Raw genomic sequence first — 22,051 nt, 5'->3', positions numbered from 1 at the left:
GGATTTTCTCCGGTAAGGTCGTAATTATGCGGGTGCGGCCGAACGCGCCGCAGGAAGTTCGGGATAACGCCCCAGTGTAAGCAAGATTCCACCGCCAATCGCGAACAAGACCATGCTGACCATCAGCATCAGGTCATAGGATCCGGTCTGGTCGCGCACGATGCCATACAACAATGGGGAAATCGAAGCGAAGATCCCGAACGGCATGTAGAGCAGGCCGTAAATCCGGCCGTATTCGATCATCCCGAAATACCGCGCCGCCATGAACGCGACGACATCGGACTCCGCTCCGGCCGCAAAGCCAAGGAAGAAGCCCGCAACCAGGATGAGCGCTTCGCTATTGGTGCCGCTGACAAGCAGGATACAGGAGATTACGGGCAGGCAGAGAACAGGGAATGCGATGCCCGGCGCCCAGAAACGGTCAAACAACGCGCCAACTATGATGCGACCGGCAAAGATGCCGATGGCGACAACAGAAATGACCCCTGCCGCAAAAGTCGTGTCAAAGCCCTTCAGGACGACAATCTGGACCATATGGATGTGCGCGCCGCCATAGGCGAGCGCGACCAGGCAGATGCTGCCGAAAAGGACGTAGAAGCGATAGGAGCGGAGCGCCTCGTTCCGTGTAAATCCTCGCAATACACCGCCTTCTCCCAGGGCTTGCTCTGGCATTTCGTCCGGCCTGGGTTCGCGGAAGAAAACCAGCGCCAGCGGGAGCGCTACGAGGAGCGGCAACAAGGCTACCACGGGAAAGACTGTCCGCCAGCCGGACTTCTCCAGCACAAAATTGCTCAATTGGGGTACGACCAGCGCGGCCAAGCTTGTACCGAGCAACAGGATCCCAAGCGCTAGCCCGCGGTTGGCATGAAACCACATGCTGATCGCGCGGCTCCAGGACACCGGCGTCGACCCGATCCCGACAATCCCGATGATCGCCCAAAGGATGTAGAATGCCGGCAGGAACGCCGGAACGAAATACATTGAGGCGAAACTGACGCCGAACAGGCCCAAGGCGGTCAGTGCAACCGGTTTGACGCCGTGCTTGTCCACCAGCGACCCGATGACCGGAGCCAGCAAGGCGCCGATGATGCCGTAAATGGTTACCGCTGCGCTGATTTCGAAGAAACTCCAGCCCAGGTCGGCATTGATGGGCCCGATCACGATCGGAAGGACGTTGAAGGGAATCGGCGAAGAGCCGCAGGCAACGCCAATCGTTGCTGCCGCCAATGGCTTCCAGCCCTTGCGGAATTCTGATGCCATATCTGTCTTCCCTTCAGCGCCTTACATTGCCTTTTTTGCGTGCGCGAAACCTGCCGTACTGTTGGATGTCCGCCTGTCGAGCATTTGCCGGGGCAGCATCGCTGGAGCGGCAGGGACTTGGCAATTCGGCTGAGCGATGCAGCTTGTCTCCTCCCCCCTAGCACGCGTGCGGACAGTCGTTTCGGCTTCGACACGCACAGTGCGCGGCTGATCGAGCTGGTGGCAAAGGCTGATATCGGTTCGCTCGATCCAGCCGCAATCAACGCCTTACGGATATTCTTGGCGGACACGTTAGCGGTCGGCATTGCCGGCAAATGCAACCCGGCTGCCGATGGAGTGCTTGCTGCTATGCAAGCTGTTGGCGGAGCGGGACATGTCGGCTGCCTGGGCCGGCCCGACATTGCCCTGCCGGCACACCAGGCGGCAGTCATCAACGGCTTCCAGATTCACTGCCTCGAATGGGACGGCCTGCACGAACCCTCTGTTGTCATCGCGCTTTGTGCGACCATTGCGGCCCTGCACGCAGACCTTGCATCGAGCGACGCGACCTATGGCGACCTGCTGCTGGCCTTTGCTGTCGGGGTGGAGACGGCGGTCTTCTTCGGCTCGGCAGCCGCGACCGCACCCCGCTTTTTCAGGCCCTCGGCGGCGGGCACGATGGGTGCGGCGATGGCAGTTGGCAAGCTGCGCGGCTACGATCGGGAACAACTCCACAACGTCCTCGGGCTGGCGTATTCGCAGGTGGGCGGCACGATGCAAGCGCATTGGGAAGGCTCGGAAGCGCTGGCCTTACAGGTGGGATTCGCCGCGCGCGCTGCGCTCACTGCCGCCGATCTGGTTGCGCATGGCATTACCGGTCCGCATGAAGTTGTCAGCGGGAAGTTTGGCTATTTCACGCTGATCGAACAGCCGGAGGATCTCGATGGGGCGCTCGCGCAATGGGGCAGTCCGTGGAAGATCACGGAGATGGCGCACAAGCCGTTCCCGGCAGGACGGGCAACACAGGCGGTGCTGACGGCGCTGCTCGAGCTGCGGGCAGAACGGGATTTCGATGCCGAGGACGTGGCACTGGTGCGGGCAGAGGTGCCTTCGCTGATCGGTTTGCTGGTCTCGCGGCCATGGTCGCCCAAGATGTCGCCAGCCTATGCGCGGCTGTGCCTTGAATATATCGTCGCGCGCATGCTGCTCGATCGCACGATCGATCCGGTCCGCTTTACCGATGCTTTCATCGGCGAGGATGATGTCGCCGCGCTCGCACAGAGGATCGAATGCGTAGTCGATGACAATCCCGATCCCAATGCGCTGGGGCCGCAGACAGTGACCGTGACGCTCAAGGACGGCACCAAAATGCAGCGTTTTGTCGATGCGCCGCTTGGTGCGCCGGGGCACCCGCTGAGCGCAGCACAGCGGATCGACAAGATCGCACGGTGCTTCGCTGCCGGCGGCTGGAAGGGCGATCCAGCGCAATTCATGGCTGCATTCGAGAGCGCTCCGCTGGATCAGAAAGCGCGCGAGCTTGTCCTGGCGCAGACTGGAGGCAGTGCATGACGCTCGACCGAGAACGGATGATCCGGCAGGCGCTGGAGGGCTTCTTCCTGGCCCTGAACGCGAAGGATATCGCCCGCCTGCGCGAAACCTTTACGCCGGAATGCCCGATGATCATTCCCTCGTCCGATCTCGTCTACAAGGATGCGCATGACATGATCGTGCACCTTGAGGATTTCACGCAGACATTCGCTAAGATCAATTTCCACGATTTCACGCTGGTGCCCGACCCGCTGGAAAAGCGCTTGGCTGCGACCTTCACGGTGACGCTGACCGACGACCAAGGTGAGGTCACGGAAATGCGCAACGCCAATTTCTTCGAGTTCGATGACGATCACCAGATCTCCCGCGTGCTCATCATTGCCACCAAACCCCTCGACAAGGGGTTCCAGGTCGGGCGCAGCTAAGCTTCGAGAAAGAGAGAATAGGATGGCCACCAAAGCAGAAATCGCAAAGAACATGCCGCTCCTCGCAGCCGGTGAGGGCGTGTGGGAAGGGTGGTATCGCTATTACGACGCGGCCACCGGCGAATTGATCGACCAGCACCGCTCTCGCCTGATCTGCCGCCTGCCGGAAGATGGCAAGCCAGCGGACTATCACCAGACCAATCACTATTTCTGGGAAGATGGCCGGGTCGAAGTGCGCGAATTTCCTGCCAATTACGCCGACGGACGGATCTGGTGGGATAATGACCTGATCAAGGGGTGGGCGGCCGCCATGCAGCCTGACGACCAGAACCTTTCCACCTGTCTCAACTGGGTGCGCAAGAACGAACCCGGGATATACCTCTACGAGATGATCCAGGTCGATGAGAGCCACAATTTCCGCAGCCGTGTGTGGCAATGGTTCCGCGATGGCAAATGCTATCAGCGGACCCTGATCGACGAACATCGCGTGTCCGATGACTGGCAGAACTGGACCAATCACGACGCGCCGACTGACTGAAGTATCGCCCTGCAGTGCAAACCGACCGATTCAGGAGAATGACAGATGCATAGAAGAGATTTCATGATGGCAGGTGCCGCAGGCGCCTCATCCCTCGTGTTGGGCCATGCCGCCGCCGAAGCTATGACCATGGGTCACAGCCACAAGGGCGCACATGGCGGCAAGGGAATGGAAACGAGCCTTGTCGGCGATTACCTGGATCTCACCACACCCGAGGGCAATCGCGAGGCGATCGGCCGGACCAACGGCAATATCGACATGGAGACGACCAAGTTTGGCTGGTTCAAGGGCGTCGTGCATGGCGCACGGCCGAACGAAAAGGTGCGTGACCTGTTCGGCTTCACCGGTTTCAGCGCAGCAAAGCTGCTGCCCTCGAACGATCCCGAATATCCCGGATATCGCAAGGTGCTGCGCGAGGTGGGTTTCTATACCGACCTTGAGACCGGCGAGATCATGGAATATTGGCAGAACCCCTATCTCGAGGAGCGCGTGCGGGTGGTCCCGATCGCCAATGATCCGTTCAATGAGCTGATTACTGCCTACAATCCTCCGCCACCGACTTATGGGGGTCTGAATACCGAAAAGCCCAAGAAGGTGCCGATGATCCTCAATTGGGAGCGCCACGGCAACGACTTGAACCTCTCGCGGCGGATCAACCTGTTCTATCCATCTGCGCTTCAGCCGGAAAAGTGGCCGCGCGAAAGCCCGGGCAAGTTCAACCGGGTGAGCGAGATGTTCCTCTATCACTTCAACTGGGACGAGATGCAGGATCCCAGCCTGACAGCAGTGAAGGCGCGCGGGGTGTGGAACCGCATTACACCGTGGCTGCCGTGGATGTTGATGGGGCCGACTGATGGTCATTGCTTCTACACCTGCCATTTCGGCGCGGTGGACTCGCTTGAGTATGCCGATCCGGTTGCAGTTGAATACGCGGCCAAACACTATCCCAAATATCTCGAGGCTCCCGGTCCTGACGCGTGGGAGAAGGACTCGCTGTCATCGCTCGAGATGTATTCGCGCGAACAGACACCGGCGCCGCTGGTCAACGGGGTAGTGCCCGTCGCCCCGCCGCCGAAGCTGCCGTTCTGATCGGGGTTTAGCCTGTGCCGGGGGCACGCGGCGGCATGCCAGATGGGATTGCGCCGATCGGGCACGGGGCAATCCTTGGCGGGCTTTCGACGGTTCCCGATCTCGACCGGGCGATCGCGGCCTATCGCGATACGCTCGGCCTGGAACTGGTCGCGGTCAAGAACGTCTCGACCGCGCTGGCCCAAAGCTGGGGCTGCCCGGGCGTGGCCAATGCGCGGATGGCTGTGCTCAAGCCGCGCAGCGATGCGCCCTGCTGGCTGCGGCTGGTAGAGCAACCCGCCGATCCTGAATTCAAGCCGACCACGACCTATGGCTGGGCCGCTTTCGAATTGACGGTGGAGGATGTCTGGCAATGGCCGGACAAGCTGCCGCCCGACCATTTCGAGATTGTCGGCCCGCCGCGCCACCTCGACAATTTCGAGCCCACCTTCATCCCCATGCAAGTGTTGGGGACAGGGCGCGAGATGCTTTACCTCAACCAGGTGCTGCGCGATCCGTCGGACGCCCGGCTACCCCGCGCCAAATGCCCGGTCGACCGGATCTTTATCTGCGTATTGGCGACGCCCGATCGCGTAGCGAGCGCTGCCTTTTACTCGGAACGGCTGGGGATGGATCGCGGGCCCGATTACACGCTCGCCTATTCCATGATCAATCGCGCGTTCGATCTCGCGCCCGATACAAAGACGACGATCAGCATGATCCATCGCGGGCTGGAGCCGCTGCTGGAGATCGACGATTACCCCGCCGCAGCGCGCCCGCGGAAGTCGCGGGCTGGGATGCTGCCCCCGGGCAATGCATTGGTAACGCTGGCCGTGCGCGATCTAGATGCGTGCTCGGTCGAATGGCTGGAGCCTCCGTCAGTGCGAAGAGGCGCCCCCTATTTCGGTGCGCGGGCGGCTACGTTTCTTGGCCCGGCCGGTGAACTGATCGAACTGGTTGAAATCGCTGAAGATTGACATGGACGAGCCTTATTGGCGCCGGGTGACAAGTGTGCCTCCGGTCGTCACGATAATGCCGCCATCCTCGCCGGTCAGGGTTTCTTCAAGTTCAAAGGCATCGCGGGATATCCGGTAACGCATGTCGGGCGTGATTGTCTGGCCGAATGCCTTGCTGGCATAGGAACAAGTGTCTGACCCTTCGCCAACAAAACCGTCCTCTTGCCGCGTCCAGGTGAAAAAGCATGTCTCGGGAAAGGACATTAGCCGGTCGGGCGCAAGCTGCTGCCAGTCGGCGGCATCTCGGCTTCGCAGGGCTTCAGCCTGTTCGGGTGCAAGGACCAGCGCATGCATGGTGTTGGCTGGCCGTTGCGGCTCGGTCGCAAAGACGAAGATCTTTGCTTGCAGGATTGGCCCCTCAGCGGTGCCGCGCGTTACCTGGTAATAGAGCACTTGCTCGCCGAATTGGGGCGCCACCACCGGGGTGAAACTGTGAACCAGCATGTGGATTTCGGCGCCCGGCTTCATGCCCTTCGGCGCCTCGCCAGCAAATGTACCGGGTAGGAGATCAAGCAAAGCTGCCAACTCGTTTTCGAGTGGCGCGACCGATTTTTGTGCGGGATGCGCGCAGCCGGCCAGCAATCCGCAAATAAGGAATACCTTGATCGACCGTTTCATGCGCGGCTCCTCTCGGCCAGATCGCCTAACTGAAGGTTAGGGTCGCCAGCCCAGCAGTCAGGATTGCGGCTATACCGCCGACCAGAGCCCGAAAGCGAAAGTCAGTGCGCAGCTTGCGCCGTTTCATTTCGCCATATGGCATGTCTGGATCCTGACTGAGGAGGAAAGCGGGCTTGTCGAACAGGCCGGGCGCAAGCTTGTGCAGGCCCCAGCGGCCGAAAAATCCCAGTGCCCACAGTTTCAGGCGCAGCGGCCGATGATTGTACTGCTCCGGAAAGGTTTTTTCGACCACCCACACGAGATCGCGTGCTTCTGGCCAACGCATCTTGGCATATCTGGTAGCAGCCTGTTCGATTGAGCCAGCTTGATCGATTTCCTTCGCAAGAATGTCGAGATCCTGCAGCGCCGCATTGACACCAAGGCCAAGATCGGGCGGGAACGCGTGTGCGGCATCGCCGATCAGTAATACCTGGGTTTTCGCACTGTCCGGACCAAGCGCGATGTGCAAATTGCGGGCATATTGCGGTGCCGGGAATGCGCCCGCTTCCAACCCGACAAAGTCGTCGGCCTCTTCACGAGAGACCAGTGCGCGAACATCCAGCTGCGGGAAGGAGTCCTCCATCCAGGCCAGAAGCTCTTCGCCACTTTTGAGCGTCCACAACTCATGGTCGCCTTCGCGGATCAGGTTGACGCTGCGTGGATGGCTGGGATCGACGACCGGGAAAGCGTACAATGCGCAGGCTTTTCGCCGGTCCTTGTGGCGAGAAGGAATGATGTAGCTCATCCGGTTGTCGTTGACCGCGACCTTACCGCCTGCCGCCGTGAACTGGGACGGAAGGTTCAGCACCTTGTAGCGCAGGCCGGTGCTGATCGAGTCCCCCGCAATCATGTCGAAAAAGCCGGCTGGCGTTTCCGATTGTTCGATCAAGGCTGCGCGGATGGCCGAATTGAGCCCGTCACAGGCAAGTATGAGATCCGGTGCGAAGGCTTCGATGTCCCCTGCCGGGTTCTCTACCTTTACGCTTACTCTTCCGTCATCGCTCCGCTCGATGCCGGCAACGCCATGTCCGTAGAGGACCCGGAGTCGTTCCGAACCCTTCTCTTCGATCGCGCAATAGAGCATGGTCAGGAGTGCGCGGCGGGTGGTCCAGAAGCAGGTCGGGCGATCAGGATCGATGATCGGAACCACCCTGGTATGGACGGAACCATCCGGGGCGATAGTAGTGGCAGTGAAATTGGTCGTATCGACACCGCATTGATACATCCGATCGGCAATTCCGAGGCGTTCGAGAATGCGCAACCCGCGCCGATCCACCAGGTAGTTGAAGCTCTTGTTTTTTTCGAAATCGCTGGGGGAGGGGCGGCGTTCGGCCAGCACGATCTCGTCCCAGCCAAGCTGGTCGAACAATAGCGCAGCGGCCAGGCCTGCTGGACCGCCGCCGCTGATGAATACCGATCTCTTTGCCATGTTCGCTTTAGCCTGCCTTCCCTTTGATGATGTCTGCGGCCTTCTCGGCCACCATCATGACCGCCCCGTTGGTGTTTCCGCTGACATGTTCGGGGAACACGCTGGCGTCGACAACGCGCAGCCCTTGCACCCCGTGCACGCGCAGCTGCGGATCGACCACGCCTTGTGCGATATCGGGCGCCATGCGGCAGGTGCCGACGGGGTGATATGTCGGATCGACGGTTCGGCGCAGATATTCCTCCCACTCGGCATCGCTTTGCACTTCCCTGCCGGGTGTCATCTCGGCCTTGGCATGGGCGGCGATCGGCTGGTGTTCCATGATGTTCCGCGCGATCCGGCACGCCGCGGTCAGATCTGCGACGTCTTGCGGATCTGACAGCATTTCCAGCTCGATCCGGGGCTTGTCACGCCAATCGGCGCTGCTCAAGCTCAGCTTGCCGGAACTCCTTGCATAGGAAAGACCGACCACCAGTGTGACCATCGGATTGCGCGAAGGTGCGACACCTTGCGGGGTCAGTTCGAAACCGAATGGGCCAAACAGCAGCTGGATGTCTGGTGACGACTTGTCCGGACTTGAGCGATAGAATCCCACGGCATGTGGGTAGGGGCTTGTCGCAGGCCCGCGCCTTGCGACCAGCCAGCGCAGCGCGTGCCAGGCGATGCGGACGCTATTGATCTCCTGGTTGAAGGTTCGCTGGTCGACCGCAAAGCCGAGCTGGGCGTTGGGATGCTCACGCAGGTTGGCGCCGACATGCAGGTTATCGATCCTGATATCGATACCTAGTTCCTTGAGCCCTTGCGCAGGACCAATGCCCGACAACATCAACAGCTTGGGCGACTGCAGCGCTCCGGCGGCCAGGATGACTTCGCGCCGCGCTTTCGCCTCGCCCAGCTTGCCGCGGCTGACAAATTCAACTCCGTTCGCGCGAGATTCCTCGAATGTCAGCCGGGTCACTTGCGTCTGCGTTCGGATTGATAGGTTGGCGCGCCCGCGCGCCGGCTTGAGATAGGCGTCGGCAGCGCTGAAGCGCCGTCCCTTCAGCTGGGTCAGCTGCGGCGGGCCGATCCCTTCCTGCGATCCTGCGTTGTAATCGTCATTCGACTGCAAACCGGCTGCCAGCGCCGCCGCCACGAATGGCTCTGCCAGCGGATGCCGGGTTCGCAAATGACTGATTGCCAGTGGCCCCAACGCGCCCCGTTCCTGTCCGACCTCGAATGTGCAATGCTCAAGCTTGCGGAAATAGGGCTCACAATCGGCAAAGCTCCAACCTGCATTACCACCTGCGGCCCAGGCATCGAAATCCTGCGATGCCCCGCGGACATACAGCATGCCGTTGATCGAACTGCTTCCGCCGAGGACTTTGCCAGCCGGCCAATAATCCTGGCGGCCGGAGCGGCTAGCATCAGGTTCAACCTGGAAGCCCCAATCATATTTCGGATTGCCGATCAGTTTGATCAGCGCGGCTGGGACCTTGATGAAGGGTGATCGATCCTCTCCACCCGCTTCGAGCAACAGGACGCTGGCTGCGGGATCTTCGCTGAGACGATTGGCAAGAACGGATCCCGCCGATCCTCCCCCGACAATGATGTAATCGAATTCTTCCATCACCTTGTCAGTGCCACAAGTTGGCTATCGCCCAATCGGTCGATCATTGTTGTTCGCATGGCGGCTAAGTTGATAACCGCTTTCGATTGGTCGTGTGCTCGAAGCTACCCCCCAAGGACAACGGTGTCCTGCGCGGCCTCTGCCGTCCGTCAGGTCAGTTTTGAATGGAGCTGAAAAGCATGCAAGAGATCCGCACACAGGTGGTTGTGGCCGGTGCAGGTCCTGTCGGGACGGTTGCTGCCTTTATGCTGGCAAGTCGCGGGGTCGATGTGGTCTTGCTCGAAGACGGTGCGGATTGCGCGCTGGATCTGCGGGCCTCGACATTTCACCCACCGACGCTTGAAATGCTGGAGCGCTTCGACATCACGCCGCGGCTGATCGAAATGGGATTGAAGGCGCCGGTCTATCACTTCCGTGAACGCCGCACCGGTGAAGTTATTGATTTCGACATGAGCGAACTCGCCGATGTCACGCGCCATCCCTATCGCATCCAGTGCGAGCAATATCATCTTTCGCGGATGCTGTCGCAAAAGGTGCGCGAACAGGCTGGTGCCGAGGTGCTGTTCAATCACCGGGTGGTGGCGCTCGAGCAGACGAGCGAGGACGTGACGGTCTATGCCGAAACCCCCTTTGCGATCCTCAAGATCAGGGCCGACTATCTGATCGGCGCCGATGGCTCGAACAGCACAGTGCGCAAATGGCTGGGGACGCAGTTTGCCGGATTCACCTATCCCGAAAAGTTCCTGTGTTTCACCACGGAAGAGCCGCTCGAGCAGCACATCGAAAACCTCGCCTATGTGAACTATGTGTCGGACCCGGAAGAATGGATGGTGCTGCTGCGCGTGCCGTCCTTGTGGCGGGTGCTGGTCCCAGCCAGCATGGATGCGCCGGACGAAGAGCTGCTGGCTGATGCCAAAAAGAACGAAGTGTTCGAGCGGTTGATCGGCAAAGGCGAAGAGGTGGAGACCCAGCATCGCACGATCTACCGCGTCCACCAGCGGGTGGCGAAAAGCTTCCTGACCGGTCGCACCGCACTCATCGGCGATGCTGCGCATCTCAACAACCCGATCGGTGGTTTCGGAATGAACTCCGGCATCCACGATGCGTTCAATCTCGGTGAGCGATTGATCCGGATCTACCAGCACGGGGCGGATGCCGACACCGAACTGAAGGCATTCGAGCATCAGCGCCGCACCACCACCCACGATTTCATCCAAGCGCAGACGATTCGCAACATGGAGTATCTGAAGGAAGGTGACGGCCAGTTGCACGCCAGGCGCAAGGCGGAAATGGCTGCAATCCGCGACGATCCGGTGCGTCGCCGGGAATTCCTGCTAAGACAGTCGATGATCGAATGCCTGGAAAAAGAGAAGGAAATGAGCTGATGCCTGTCCGGCCAAGACCCAATCCGGATGTCCAGGGCTATCGCAAGCTGTTCGGTGTCTTGGGGCCGTCTACCAACACTATCGTGCAGCCGGATTTCGACGACCTGCGCGTGCGCGGGGTGACCAATCATTACAGCCGCATCGTGGTGGACGATGCCAATGCCATTTCGGACGAGACCTTTATGGCGGGCACGCTGGAGATCAGCCGTAACACGCTGGATGCGGTTCGCGGTGTGCTGACCTGCAACCCCGATTACCTGGTCATGGGGATGAGCGCCGTTACATTCTACGGCGGCGCGAAGGGTGCGGAGCAGTGGCGCCAGAACATTGAGGAGGCGAGTGGCCTCAAACTTTGCACCGGTTCGCAATCGCTGATCGAGGCCTTCAATGCCTATGGCGGCATCAAGAAGATTGCGGTGATTTCGCCCTATTACCCGTCAGCCAACGCGCAGGTTGCGCATTTCATGTCCGATCACGGGATTGAAGTGGTGCGCGATACCTGCCTCAAATGCCCCAGCTGGACCGCCATTGCGCAAGTGCCGACCGCCACCCTGCGCGAAGAACTCAAGAAACTCGATGGCGACGATGTCGACGCGCTGGTCCAGGTTGGCACCAACCTTTCCATGGTGCGATTTGCGGCGGCGGCGGAGGAATGGCTCGGCAAGCCCGTCATCGCGATCAACACCGCGACCTATTGGAACGCGCTGCGCCAGAACGGCATTATGGACCAGAAGACCGGTTTAGGCCGGCTGATGGCCGAATTCTAGGATATCGCATGTTCGAATACGATTATGTCCCGCTTCCCGAGCGCGCACCGCTGCGCTGGCCGAACGGTGCGAAAGTGGCGCTCATGTTCACTTTCAACCTGGAGACCTGGGATCTCGTCAAGGACACGGACCAGCCGTATTACGCCGGGGGGCCTGCGCTTTTGCCGAATGCGCTGGCCGGCCGGATTCCAGACTATCCCAACTACTCCTGGCGCGAATACGGCCAACGCGTGGGCGTGTGGCGGATGTTCGACATGTTCGACGAGATGGGCGCCAAAGCCGGCTGCACCGTCAACGCGGTGACCTTCGAGCGGCGCAAGGCGATGGCCGATGCCTGCCTTGAGCGTGGCTGGGAACTGATCGCGCACAATTACGAACAGGGCGAACTGCTGACCGACTTCCATGATGACATCGATACCGAACGCGACATCATCCAGCGTTCGGTCGAGATGTACGAGAAACACGCGGGCAGGAAGCCGAAGGTATGGCTGTCCTCATCCTTGCGCGGCACGCTCAATACCCCGACCATCCTCGTCGAAGAGGGGTTCAAGGCCTACTGCGACATCATGAATGACGATCAGCCTTATATGATCCGCACCGATGCCGGGCCGATCGTCGCGACCCCCTATTCCAACGTCATCAATGACTTCACGATCCTGACCCGCAACATGCGCACGACCGACGAGTATCGAGATCTGCTGATCGAAGAACTCACGGTGCTGCACAAGGAAGGCGAAAAGACCGGCCGGATCATGAACATTGGCCTGCATCCGCATGTCTCGGGCCGAGCCTATACAATCCGTGCGTTGCGCGAGTTCATCGAATTCGCGCAAGGTCTGGACGGGATTTGGTGGGCCACCCGCGAGGAGATTGCCGACTGGTATGTCGAGCACCACGCGGATCACTTTCCCGGACAGCTTGGCTAGGGATCGATGCAAAGGCTGGCAGAGCTGTGGGAGGACATAGAGTGAAGATTGATGTCAACCTGCCGCATGGTACGCCAATTCTGCCGCACGGCCTTGATTGGGCTGCGGGGGAGGCTCAGCCGGGCCAATCGAGGCTGATCTACGCGGCCACCGAAGAACCACTGGTGGATGTGCCCGATACCAGCGAAGCGCAGGTCGACGCTGCTGTCGCGCGGGCGCGCCATGCGTTTGCTAATGGCCCCTGGCGCAAATTGACTGCTGCCGACCGCGCGCGCATCCTCGCCAAATGCGAAGCCGCGGTGCTCGCCCATGCCGATGAACTTGCAACACTACAGGCGCTGGAGACCGGGATTCCCTATGCGCAAATTCGCGGCATGCATGTGTCGCGGACGGCGGAGAATTTTCGGTTCTTTGGCGAGCTTGTCACCTCGCTCTCGGGCGAAAGTTACGAGCAGACCGGGCGCTATCTTTCGATCGTGACGCGCGAACCGGTCGGTGTCGGGCTGCTAATCGCTCCGTGGAATGCGCCGCTCGTCTTGGGTTCGATGAAGATGGCTGCAGCCATCGCGCTGGGCAATTCGGTGATCGTAAAGCCGAGCGAATATGCCCCGCTGGCGATCATGCGGCTGGTCGAAATCCTGGAGGAAGCCGGCCTTCCGCCAGGCGTGGTGCAGGTGGTTACCGGGCCCGGCGCCAGCGTGGGCTCGCAGCTGGTGCGGCATCCTGGCATCGACGTGGTCGGCTTCATCGGCGGCACCGCAACAGGAAAACGGATCATGGCCGATGCCGCTTCCGGCTTGAAGAAGGTCGGTCTGGAACTGGGCGGCAAATCGGCCAATATCGTTCTGGCATCGGCCGATTTCGAGCGCGCGCTGGATGGGACGATTCTGGGTTTCCTGGCCGGCAATGGCGAGCAGTGCCTGTCCGGATCGCGCATCATGGTCGAGGATTCGATTGCCGATCGCTTCATTGAGGCGCTGGTCGCCAGGGTCGAGAATGTGAAGGTTGGCGATCCGTTCGCTGCCGATACCGAGCTGGGCCCGATGGCGTTCCGTGCGCATTACGAACGCGTGCTCTCGTTCGCACAGGAAGCGCATGCCAGCCCCGATTACCGCGTGCTGACAGGTGCGAAGCGGGCCGAGGGGTTCGAGCGCGGCTATTACGTTGCGCCAACGGTAGTGGAAGCGTTCGAAAATTCGACGCGGCTTTGCCAGGAAGAGGTGTTCGGCCCCTTTGCAATGGTTCAGCGCGTGCGCGATCTCGACGATGCACTGCAGCGCGCCAATGACAGCGAGTTCGGGCTGGTCAGCTACATCTGGTCGAACGATTTGCCATCGGTCATGCGCGCCCGGCGCGAACTTCAGGCCGGAACGGTGTGGGTCAACACGCCGATGTCGCGCGATCTGCGTGCGCCCTTTGGCGGCTATAAGCAGTCGGGGATCGGGCGTGACGGCCTGCCCGGGTCGGTCGAGCTATTCACTGAAGAGAAGACCACGATGATCCCGCAAGAGCCGCTCGACCTGCCGAAGGTGGGCGGGACTCTCTCCTGAGCGGCGCGCTCGCCAGGGCCTATGCCGCGATTGCCGAGGGGCAATTGCACCTGCGGTGCAAGAACGAACAGTCGGGCGACCTGCCGCTTGTGCTGATGCATGCGTCGCCCGCCAACTCGGGAGCACTCGAACCATTGATGCGGCAGTTGGGCGAGCGTCACCCGCTCTATGCTTTCGACACGCCCGGCAATGGTCAGTCCTGCCTGCCGCTTCAGCTGCAGCCGGAGGTGGCCGACTATGCCGACATGCTGTCGCGCGGGGCAAGCGCACTGGGGATCGAAAAATTGGCGCTGTATGGCACCCACACCGGCGCGCATATTGCGATTGAATGGGCACTGGCAGAGCCAGAGCGGGTCGCGGCCTTGGTGCTCGATGGGGTTGCGCTGCTGGACGAGGTAACACGCCGCGAATTTCTTGAGGTCTATGCCCCGCCGCAGCAACCCGACCCGAATGGCGCTCAGTTCCATTGGGCGTGGAGTTATATTCGTGATCAAATGATCTTCTTCCCGCATTACAGGAAGGATGCGGCGCATATTCGCGCTGGCGGCAGGTTCGACGCGGATATCCTGCACGAGCTGACCGTGGGCATCTTGAACAACCTCACGACCTATCACCAGCCTTATGAAGCTGTCTTTCGCCACGAGGCGAGAGATGCACTAGCGCGCCTCAAGGTGCCTGCGCTGATCCTTGGCGAGGCGGAAGGGCCGTTGCAGGACGCGAATGAAGAACTGGGGCGATTGGTTCCGGGCGCGCGAATGGCGACGGATTGCCACGGGCTGGCAGACAAGGCTGCGGCGATCGTCCGGTTCCTCAAGGAGGTTGAACATGGATAGGCCGGTATTCCTGGTGGCCGGGGCAAGTTCGGGCATGGGGCGGCTGGCCGCGCTCAAACTCGGGCAGGGCGAGGGGCACATCATTTTGGCCGCGCGCCGGATCGAGCCGCTTGAAGAGGCAGCAGAGCGGATTCGGTCGGCGGGAGGGTCGGCCGAAGCGATGGCATTCGACGGGGCCGATCCGCAGTCGGTTGAAGCCATGATCGCACAGATCGCCAGCTCCCATGGCCGGCTCGATGGGGCGTTCAACAATCTGGGCCATACTTTCGGAGATTCGCCGCTTCATGAAACACCGCTGGAACGCTGGCATGATGCGCTAGCGGTCAACCTGAGTGCCGTGTTCTACCTGATGCGATCGCAAATCCCGCTGATGCTTGCGAATGGCGGCGGAAGGATCGTGAACAACAGCTCGACCGGCGGGCTGCGCGGCACGCGCAACATGAGCGATTATTCCGCCGCGAAATGGGGACTGATCGGGCTCACCAAATCCGCCGCGCTGGAATACGCCAGCCAGAACGTGATCATCAATGTGATTGCGCCGGGCATCATCGCGACCGAGAAATTCAGCCAGTTCGAAGCGCAGATGCCCGAATTGTTCGAGCGGTTGCGGCAAGAAACGCCGGTGGGGCGGTTCGGCGAGATGAGGGAGATCGCCGAAGTGGTCGACTGGCTGCTGCGCGAAGCGCCGGCCTATCTCGCCGGCAGCGTCATACCGGTCGATGGCGGCCGGACCGCCTGAGCCGGTTCAGGAAAGATCGTGCATCAACCCTTCGATCAGGCTTTTGCGGCGCGCGGCGCGCCTGGCCGCACGCTCCGGATCGGGATTGTAGGATTCCACATCCAGGGCGGTGTAGGCCCCACTTTGCTCGGCCAGGGCTTCATGCGTGTCGATCCGGTCGCGCAGGACCGAAATTTCCATCGCGAGCCGCAGGATTGCAGCGACTGCCTTGTCCTGACCCGGGTTATCCAGGAATTGCGGCTTCTTGCGGTCAGGATCGTTCAGCAGGGAAATCGCGCCGGGCTGGTCGGGTTTGCTCATGCCTGCTGCCTTAGCCCGCCTTGCTGGCGCCGAACATGAAATAGTCGCCGCTGCCGAGCGGGATGTAATCGGCGAAGATCCTGTCCTCGTCGAAACCTGCCGCGCGCATGGCGTCAGTCACGTCGGTCTCCGCGAAACCGCGCCAGAAGGGCTCGCCATTGTAGGCAACCTGCCAGGCGTTGGTGACCTGCTTGGGAACCGGGATACGGTGCATCTGGTAGGCCACGTCGGCATTGAGGAATACGCCGCCGGGTGCGAGCAGGCGCTGTGCCTCCTGCATGATCTGCGGCAGGATCTCATGCGATGTCTCGTGGAACAGGATATGTGAGACGATGAGGTCGAAATGCCCGTCAGGATAAGGCGTGCACGCGGCATTGCCCTGCCGGTAATGGACGGGAATTTCGTGCTCCTCTGCCCACAGGTGGGCGAAGCGCAAAAACGGCGCCGAAAGGTCGAGGCCATGAACCTCTGCACCCTCGAATGCGCGGGCAAAACCGAGTGTTTCCGTGCCCGGGCCGCAGCCAAGATCGAGAATACGCTTGGGTGCAAACCCTGTGAACTTCTCGCCCAGCACCTTCAGCATCAACGGTGCCATCCCGGGTTGGCCGGTTTTGGCATTGGTCCCAAGGCCCTTTGCGGCGCGATAGAGCTCGACGCTGGAAAAATAGAGCAGGGGTGAGATCAGGTCGTCGGGGCCGGTTTCGTGGAAATAGCCGCCCGGCTGGCGATGGATTTCGCGCGAGGCAATTGGCTCAGGAAGGGCAAGCTCCGGATCGAGCACGAGCGAGCCTAGCGTTTCTCCTCGATCCTGCAGCGCCTGCCAGCGCGCATCGAATTCGGGCGTTACCCGGTCGACCGTCTGCCCGACCGATTCCCACAGGAGATCCTGCGAGGTGTACACTGCGCTACCCCAGAGCTGATAGGGCGCTTCGCGCTCGTACAAGGCGATAACATCGTCGAGCTGGCCACTATCACGCGCGGCAAGCTTCTTTTCGTACAGTTCGGCAAGGTCGGCCTCCATCGGGCCGTTCACATGCGACTTGAGTGCGCCGACAAAGGCCTGGCGTGCGGCTTCGTCATGATCGGCGCTATAGATTTCGGCGATGTGGGTCATGACGTCTCCTTACACTATTGCGCAGACTGTTTGGAGATTGAGATAGTTCTCGATCGCCACCTGGCCACTGTCACGCCCCCCAGCCCGACTGCTTGATGCCGCCGATGGGCAGTGAGGGATCATACATGGCATGGCTATTGATCCAGACCGTTCCAGCCTCAAGGCGGCGCGCGGTGCGCGTCGCGGTGGAAAGGCTTTCGGTCCACAATCCCGCGGCGAGGCCATAGTCGCTGTCATTGGCGGCAGCGATCACCGCGTCGAGCTCATCGAACCGGGTCGCCACCACCACCGGGCCGAAGATTTCCTCGCGCACTACGGACATGTCGGGCGTGACATCGGTCAGCACGGTCGGAACGACAAAGCTGTCATTCGGGCCACAGGTCTCGCCGCCGACCAGCACACTGGCCCCGGCCTTGCGCCCATCATCGATGTAGCTTGCGACCTTGCTCGCATGGTGTTTCGAGACGAGCGGCCCCATTTGCGTTTGCGGATCGAGGCCGTGGCCCAGCTTGATCGCTTCGGCCTGCTTCGCGATCCCTTCAACGACGCGGTCGAACACCGAGGAATGGGCGTAAAGGCGGGAGCCGGCGATACAAACCTGCCCGCCGTTGAAGAAGATCGCATTGGCGGCCCCGGGAATGGCCGCGTCAAGATCAGCATCGTCCATGATGATGACCGGGGACTTGCCGCCAAGCTCCAGCGTGACCCGCTTGAGGTTGCCCTTGGCGGCGTCGAGAATGGCGCGGCCCGTTGCGGTCGAGCCGGTGAAGGCGATCTTATCGACCCCCGAATGCTTGGCCAGTGCCGCGCCAGCTTCGGCTCCGAGCCCCGTCACGAGGTTGACGACACCATCCGGCAGCCCGGCTTCCTGCATAAGCTCGAGCAGACGCACAGCGGTGAGCGAAGTGTCTTCGGCCGGCTTCAGCACGACCGTGCATCCCGCCGCCAGCGCAGGAGCTAGCTTCATCGCGGTCAGCACCAGCGGCGAATTCCACGGCACGATCGCGCCGACCACTCCGACCGGCAAATGCTGGGTGTAGGCAAAGACTTCCTTGCCCTCGGGCTGGTAATTGATCGATGTCGGAATGGTCGCCCCTTCGATCTTTGTGGCGAGCCCTGCGAAATAGCGGAACTGGTTGATCGCTCCGGGGATTTCTGCCCACCGCCCGACATAGAGCGCCTTGCCCTGGTCGAGCGTCTCCAACTCGGCCAGCTCGTCGATATTCTCTTCCAGCTTGTCGGCGATCCGCCACAACAGCTTGCTGCGTTCGAGCGGAAGCATCTTGGGCCACGGCCCGCTTTCGAAGGCTTTTCTGGCTGCCGCTACCGCCGCGTCCACCTCTGCGGCGGAGCCGCGCGCCAACTGGCCGATGCTTTTACCAGTCGCAGGGTCGAAGGTCTCAAAATACTCGCCCGAACTGCTCTCGACCCATTCGCCGCCAATCAGGTGGCGGTGTGTCTTGCGGCCAAGAAAGGCCGCAGCTGCCGCGTTCTGCGGAGTGGAAATGGCGAATTCCGTAAGCATCAACCTACCTTCTCAGCTGCGCGAAACTTCGAGGAATTTCATCTAGTCAAATCAACAAGGGAACTGATGCGGCACGTTCGTCCTGATCGTCCAGTGGATAGCAACGTGGTTCCAGAAGACCGATTGTCAATCGAACGCCTTTCTGGAATCGGCCCGCCACTTCGCTAGAGTCCCAGCGAGCCTGGATTCATCAAGCCCTTCGGATCAAGCTGGCGCTTGAGCAACTGTAACAGCGCGTTCGCGGCCGGATCGAGACTTTCGCGATAGCGATAGGTGCGCCCGATCTGGAAATGCACGGCCTTGTGCTCGAAGAACAGGTCGACCAGCGCGCGCTTCAGTTTTTGCGTCAGCGCCCAGCTTTCGGCGTTGGCTGCAAGCTTCGGCAAACGTTTTAGATGCGAGTCTTCCACTGTGTCGCGGATCAGCGGATTGCTGGCATCGGGCCAGTAGATGCATGGCTCAATGATGACGCCTTGCCCCCCGACATTGGCAACGAGCGTGCCGATATGGATGCCGAGCCGCTCCATCTCGTCACGGTGACGATCGAACAGGGCATTGATCGCATTGTAACAATCCTGCGCCTTGCCGTGCGGCAGCAGTCCATGGATCGGCGCCCAGCGTTCGCCATCGGGGCCGAGCATGGAGTTCAACGGCCCGAACGGATTGGCGCGCACGATTTTCGGGATGGAGTTTTCGACTTCGCGCCCGCCGTGGCGGTGTACAATCGCACGGGCCGCCTCGATATCGGCTTCGGCAGCTGCCGCGATCCGCCCCTCGGCCAGGACGTGCAGCGAGAACCTGGCATCCTTGAGGAAATCGCGACCAGCCGCGACCACTTTTGCGCCTTCCTTGAGCGCTTTCAGCACGCCGCCACCCGATCCGGCCTCTTTCTTCATCATGCCGACCAGCTGCCTGGCATCGCTGCTCAGGCTGTCGCGCTTCATGCGCAGGGCATTGAGGTTAGGGTCGAAACCGAAGCATTCGGTGGCAATATCGCTGCGCTCGATTTCCGATGACGCAGCCAGCCAGCTCGCATGATCGTCGAACACGAAGCTGGCATAGGCGTTGTGCGCCGCTTCCCGCACCAGCCGCAGCGTGACAGTGGCCTTGATGCCGAGCGCCCCTGTGTCGCCGCAGAACAGGCCGGTGAGATCGGGGCCGTAGGGCCGGGAGAATTCGCTGCCCGTCCGCATGACGGTGCCGTCGGCCAGGACCACTTCGAGTGCCACGCAACTGAGCGCGGCGGAGCCGTGGCGGCTCGATCCCCAGAAGATACCATTCTGGCTCATCCCCCCGCCGATGCTGGCCTTCAGACCGGAAAGAGTACCCCACATCGGGGTGCGCAGCCCCATTGGCTGGAGCGCCTCGTACAGCTTGGCCCAGGTACAGCCTGCCTCGACCTTGACCGTCATGTCGGTCTCGTTGATGTCGAGAATCCGGTCCAATGCTGCAAGGTCGAACAGCACGGCGCCGGGCTGTTGCTGGGTGTAGCCACCGGTGTAGCTCATGCCGCCGCCGCGCGGGGCAACAGGGCGGCCCGCTTCGATTGCCACTTTGACTGCGGCGGCGAGCTGCCCGGTGTTGGCAGGACGCACGATGGCGGCAAGATCGGCACCGCGCGAATAGATATCGTGCGCGTAGAAATCGAGCGAGCCAGGGTCGTCCAAAACCTCGGCGCCGGTGTCGCGCAAGGTGGAAATAAGCGACAGTTCGGCAAGTGTTGCCATTGATTAGCCTCCAATTGAGGTTTCCGGCACCGTCAAAGCGATGCGCTGCCACACGCTTTTGAACAGTGATCGGGTAATTTGCCACGCGCGTGTGCCCACCTATCCGGACAACGAACATGGCGGTCGTTCTCAAGGCCCTTGGTCATGCCTATGTTGTTCGACATGCAGCTTATAGAGGCGATATGTGCCGGGCAGCAGTAGCGCGGGCACAATCCCGTAAATCACCGGAATGGCGGCGAGCGCATAATGGATGTTTTCCTCGCCCAGCAGGCGGGTGGACAGGGTGCCTACGGTGGTCGGGCCAAGCAGCAGCCCCGCCATGCTCACCACCATGTAATAGAGCGCGACCATTTGCCCGCGGATCGATGCCGGCGTTATCATCAGCAAGGCTGTGACGCCGACTGCGGATACCATGGCAATGCCAACGGTATTGATCGCCAGCATGGTGTAGGCGAGCGGTGCGCTGGGCATGAAATAGGGCAGTACCCCGCTGGCCAGCATGACGCCGTAGCCAATCATCAGCAGTCGAAACGGCGCGATGCGCAGCCCTTTCTGGCTCCACCGGTCGGACAAATAGCCTGTTCCCATCACTGACAATGGTCCGATCACCAGCATGACAAGCCCGTTGACCAAAGCGTAATACTCCACTTCCCAGCCCCAGATCCGGTTAAAGGTGGAGGGCAGGAAAGCCTGGCTATAGGCGATGATCGTCATCACGCAGACCAGCGCGACGAATCCGCCGAACAGCCGCCCGTTGGCAGCCACATACTGCAGCGCATCGCGCAGGCCGTTGCCGGCCAGCTTGTCAGCCTCAGCTTCGCTCGCGCGGCGCGCCGGTTCACGCAGGAACAGGAAGACAAGCGCCAGGGTAACGCCGGGCAATCCGACAGCGATGAAGGTTGCCTGCCATGGCGCCATTTCACCCAACAGCGGGACTGCAACCGTGTCGTGACGTTTCGCCCACGAGATCACCGCGCTGCCGATCAGCGATGCGAGCCCAGCGCCCAGCGTCAGGGCGGCGGAATAAAAGGCGATCGGCTTGCCCCGCCGGTCAGGCGGAAAGCTGTCGGCGATCATCGAAAAGGCCGCCGGGCTGAGTGTTGCCTCTCCTGCGCCCACCGCCATTCGGGCCAGAAAGAGGTGCCAGAACTTGCTTGCCAGTCCCGATGCCGCAGTCGCCAGCGACCACACCGCGATCCCCGCCGCAACGATCCATGTGCGCCGCTTGCGATCGACCAGCCACCCCAGCGGAAGCCCCATCGTCGCATAGAAAATCGCGAAGGCCCAGCCGATCAGCCAGCCGATCTGCTCGTCGCTCAGCGACAGATCCGCCTTGATCGGCTCGATCAGCAGGCCAAGGATATAGCGATCGACGAAGCTGAAAATATAGGCAATCGTCAGCAGTACGACCATGGCCCACGAACGTGATAGGGAGGGCCATGCGTCGCTGCCGCTAGGCTCGGTACTGGTCATGGTTCAATTACCCCCAATTTCCCCTCGCGCGTGCCCGTAAGAGCCCCTGCTGCGCAGAACTGCGACCAATGTGGGACAAATTCGCAACAGGACGATGCGCAATTTATCCTTCTGAGTCCGCATGATCCATTAGCTCAGTAGCAGTTGTCCGGACAAATTTGGAGCAAAATTAAGGGCCTGCAGACG

At 61.0% G+C, this 22,051-nt stretch carries 20 protein-coding genes; 11 read left to right on the top strand and 9 right to left on the bottom strand.

The genetic code is table 11. The annotated features are described in order from the left end of the window. Positions 1-24: 24 nt before the first annotated feature. Entirely contained in the window at positions 25-1,260 is a 1,236-nt protein-coding gene (locus tag G6N82_RS05055; protein ID WP_165194360.1) for an MFS transporter, read from the bottom strand. Between the two features lie 117 nt (positions 1,261-1,377). On the opposite strand from G6N82_RS05055, the gene G6N82_RS05050 reads away from it, so the two are divergent. The 5 genes from G6N82_RS05050 to G6N82_RS05030 are packed head-to-tail and all read left to right on the top strand — an operon-like array spanning position 1,378 to position 5,795. Next, positions 1,378-2,808: an MmgE/PrpD family protein gene (locus G6N82_RS05050; protein WP_165194357.1), complete on the top strand. Its 1,431-nt coding sequence runs from the start codon at positions 1,378-1,380 to the stop codon at positions 2,806-2,808. Beyond that, on the top strand, positions 2,805-3,212 hold the full coding sequence (locus tag G6N82_RS05045; protein ID WP_165194354.1) for a nuclear transport factor 2 family protein: 408 nt from the start codon (positions 2,805-2,807) through the stop codon (positions 3,210-3,212). Before G6N82_RS05050 ends, G6N82_RS05045 begins: the two co-directional genes overlap by 4 nt. 22 nt (positions 3,213-3,234) lie before the next feature. Continuing rightward, entirely contained in the window at positions 3,235-3,750 is a 516-nt protein-coding gene (locus G6N82_RS05040; RefSeq protein WP_165194352.1) for a DUF3598 domain-containing protein, read from the top strand. Between the two features lie 45 nt (positions 3,751-3,795). Then, the gene (locus G6N82_RS05035; RefSeq protein ID WP_165194350.1) at positions 3,796-4,839 is read left to right on the top strand and encodes a DUF1838 family protein; all 1,044 of its coding nucleotides are present in this window, start codon (positions 3,796-3,798) and stop codon (positions 4,837-4,839) included. Between the two features lie 35 nt (positions 4,840-4,874). Beyond that, on the top strand, positions 4,875-5,795 hold the full coding sequence (locus G6N82_RS05030; RefSeq protein WP_165194347.1) for a VOC family protein: 921 nt from the start codon (positions 4,875-4,877) through the stop codon (positions 5,793-5,795). 12 nt (positions 5,796-5,807) lie between these two features. On the opposite strand, the gene G6N82_RS05025 is transcribed toward G6N82_RS05030, so the two are convergent. From G6N82_RS05025 to G6N82_RS05015, 3 genes are read right to left on the bottom strand one after another with little or no spacing between them, the layout of a single operon-like run. Next, positions 5,808-6,452 carry a hypothetical protein gene (locus G6N82_RS05025; RefSeq protein WP_165194345.1) on the bottom strand — a complete coding sequence of 215 codons (645 nt, stop codon included), beginning with the start codon at positions 6,450-6,452 and terminating at the stop codon, positions 5,808-5,810. Positions 6,453-6,477: 25 nt separating this feature from the next. Continuing rightward, a complete protein-coding gene (locus G6N82_RS05020; RefSeq protein WP_165194343.1) occupies positions 6,478-7,920 on the bottom strand; it encodes an NAD(P)/FAD-dependent oxidoreductase in 1,443 nt (480 codons plus the stop codon). A 7-nt stretch (positions 7,921-7,927) separates the two neighbouring features. Continuing rightward, positions 7,928-9,526: a GMC family oxidoreductase N-terminal domain-containing protein gene (locus tag G6N82_RS05015; RefSeq protein ID WP_165194340.1), complete on the bottom strand. Its 1,599-nt coding sequence runs from the start codon at positions 9,524-9,526 to the stop codon at positions 7,928-7,930. A gap of 179 nt (positions 9,527-9,705) precedes the next feature. On the opposite strand from G6N82_RS05015, the gene G6N82_RS05010 reads away from it, so the two are divergent. Genes G6N82_RS05010 through G6N82_RS04985 form a run of 6 tightly spaced genes read left to right on the top strand, consistent with a single transcriptional unit; the run spans position 9,706 to position 15,726 of the window. Continuing rightward, positions 9,706-10,911, top strand: coding sequence for an NAD(P)/FAD-dependent oxidoreductase (locus G6N82_RS05010; protein WP_165194337.1), 1,206 nt, complete (start codon positions 9,706-9,708; stop codon positions 10,909-10,911). After that, on the top strand, positions 10,911-11,678 hold the full coding sequence (locus G6N82_RS05005) for an arylmalonate decarboxylase (RefSeq protein WP_165194335.1): 768 nt from the start codon (positions 10,911-10,913) through the stop codon (positions 11,676-11,678). Before G6N82_RS05010 ends, G6N82_RS05005 begins: the two co-directional genes overlap by 1 nt. Positions 11,679-11,686: 8 nt before the next feature. Beyond that, positions 11,687-12,604, top strand: a complete 918-nt coding sequence (locus tag G6N82_RS05000) for a polysaccharide deacetylase (RefSeq protein WP_165194333.1) — start codon at positions 11,687-11,689, stop codon at positions 12,602-12,604. A gap of 41 nt (positions 12,605-12,645) precedes the next feature. Next, positions 12,646-14,154, top strand: coding sequence for an aldehyde dehydrogenase family protein (locus G6N82_RS04995; RefSeq protein ID WP_165194331.1), 1,509 nt, complete (start codon positions 12,646-12,648; stop codon positions 14,152-14,154). Positions 14,155-14,198: 44 nt separating this feature from the next. Further along, positions 14,199-14,987 (top strand): alpha/beta hydrolase, encoded by a 789-nt coding sequence (locus G6N82_RS04990; RefSeq protein ID WP_165194329.1) that lies wholly within the window; start codon positions 14,199-14,201, stop codon positions 14,985-14,987. Next, positions 14,980-15,726, top strand: a complete 747-nt coding sequence (locus tag G6N82_RS04985) for an SDR family NAD(P)-dependent oxidoreductase (RefSeq protein ID WP_165194327.1) — start codon at positions 14,980-14,982, stop codon at positions 15,724-15,726. The genes G6N82_RS04990 and G6N82_RS04985 overlap by 8 nt, the downstream gene beginning before the upstream one ends. 6 nt (positions 15,727-15,732) lie before the next feature. On the opposite strand, the gene G6N82_RS04980 is transcribed toward G6N82_RS04985, so the two are convergent. From G6N82_RS04980 to G6N82_RS04960, 5 genes are all read right to left on the bottom strand, one after another. Further along, entirely contained in the window at positions 15,733-16,026 is a 294-nt protein-coding gene (locus G6N82_RS04980; RefSeq protein WP_165194325.1) for a hypothetical protein, read from the bottom strand. 10 nt (positions 16,027-16,036) lie between these two features. Next, on the bottom strand, positions 16,037-17,140 hold the full coding sequence (locus G6N82_RS04975) for a class I SAM-dependent methyltransferase (RefSeq protein ID WP_165194323.1): 1,104 nt from the start codon (positions 17,138-17,140) through the stop codon (positions 16,037-16,039). 70 nt (positions 17,141-17,210) lie between these two features. Then, on the bottom strand, positions 17,211-18,665 hold the full coding sequence (locus G6N82_RS04970; protein WP_241255201.1) for an aldehyde dehydrogenase family protein: 1,455 nt from the start codon (positions 18,663-18,665) through the stop codon (positions 17,211-17,213). Between the two features lie 164 nt (positions 18,666-18,829). After that, a complete protein-coding gene (locus G6N82_RS04965) occupies positions 18,830-20,392 on the bottom strand; it encodes an FAD-binding oxidoreductase (protein WP_165194321.1) in 1,563 nt (520 codons plus the stop codon). Positions 20,393-20,521: 129 nt separating this feature from the next. Then, positions 20,522-21,865 carry an MFS transporter gene (locus G6N82_RS04960; RefSeq protein ID WP_165194319.1) on the bottom strand — a complete coding sequence of 448 codons (1,344 nt, stop codon included), beginning with the start codon at positions 21,863-21,865 and terminating at the stop codon, positions 20,522-20,524. Positions 21,866-22,051: the final 186 nt, after the last annotated feature.

The organism is Altererythrobacter sp. BO-6, from assembly GCF_011047315.1.
Lineage (GTDB): Bacteria > Pseudomonadota > Alphaproteobacteria > Sphingomonadales > Sphingomonadaceae > Erythrobacter.
Note: the sequence above shows the minus strand (reverse complement) of the source record. Positions and strands in the feature narration are given on the sequence as shown.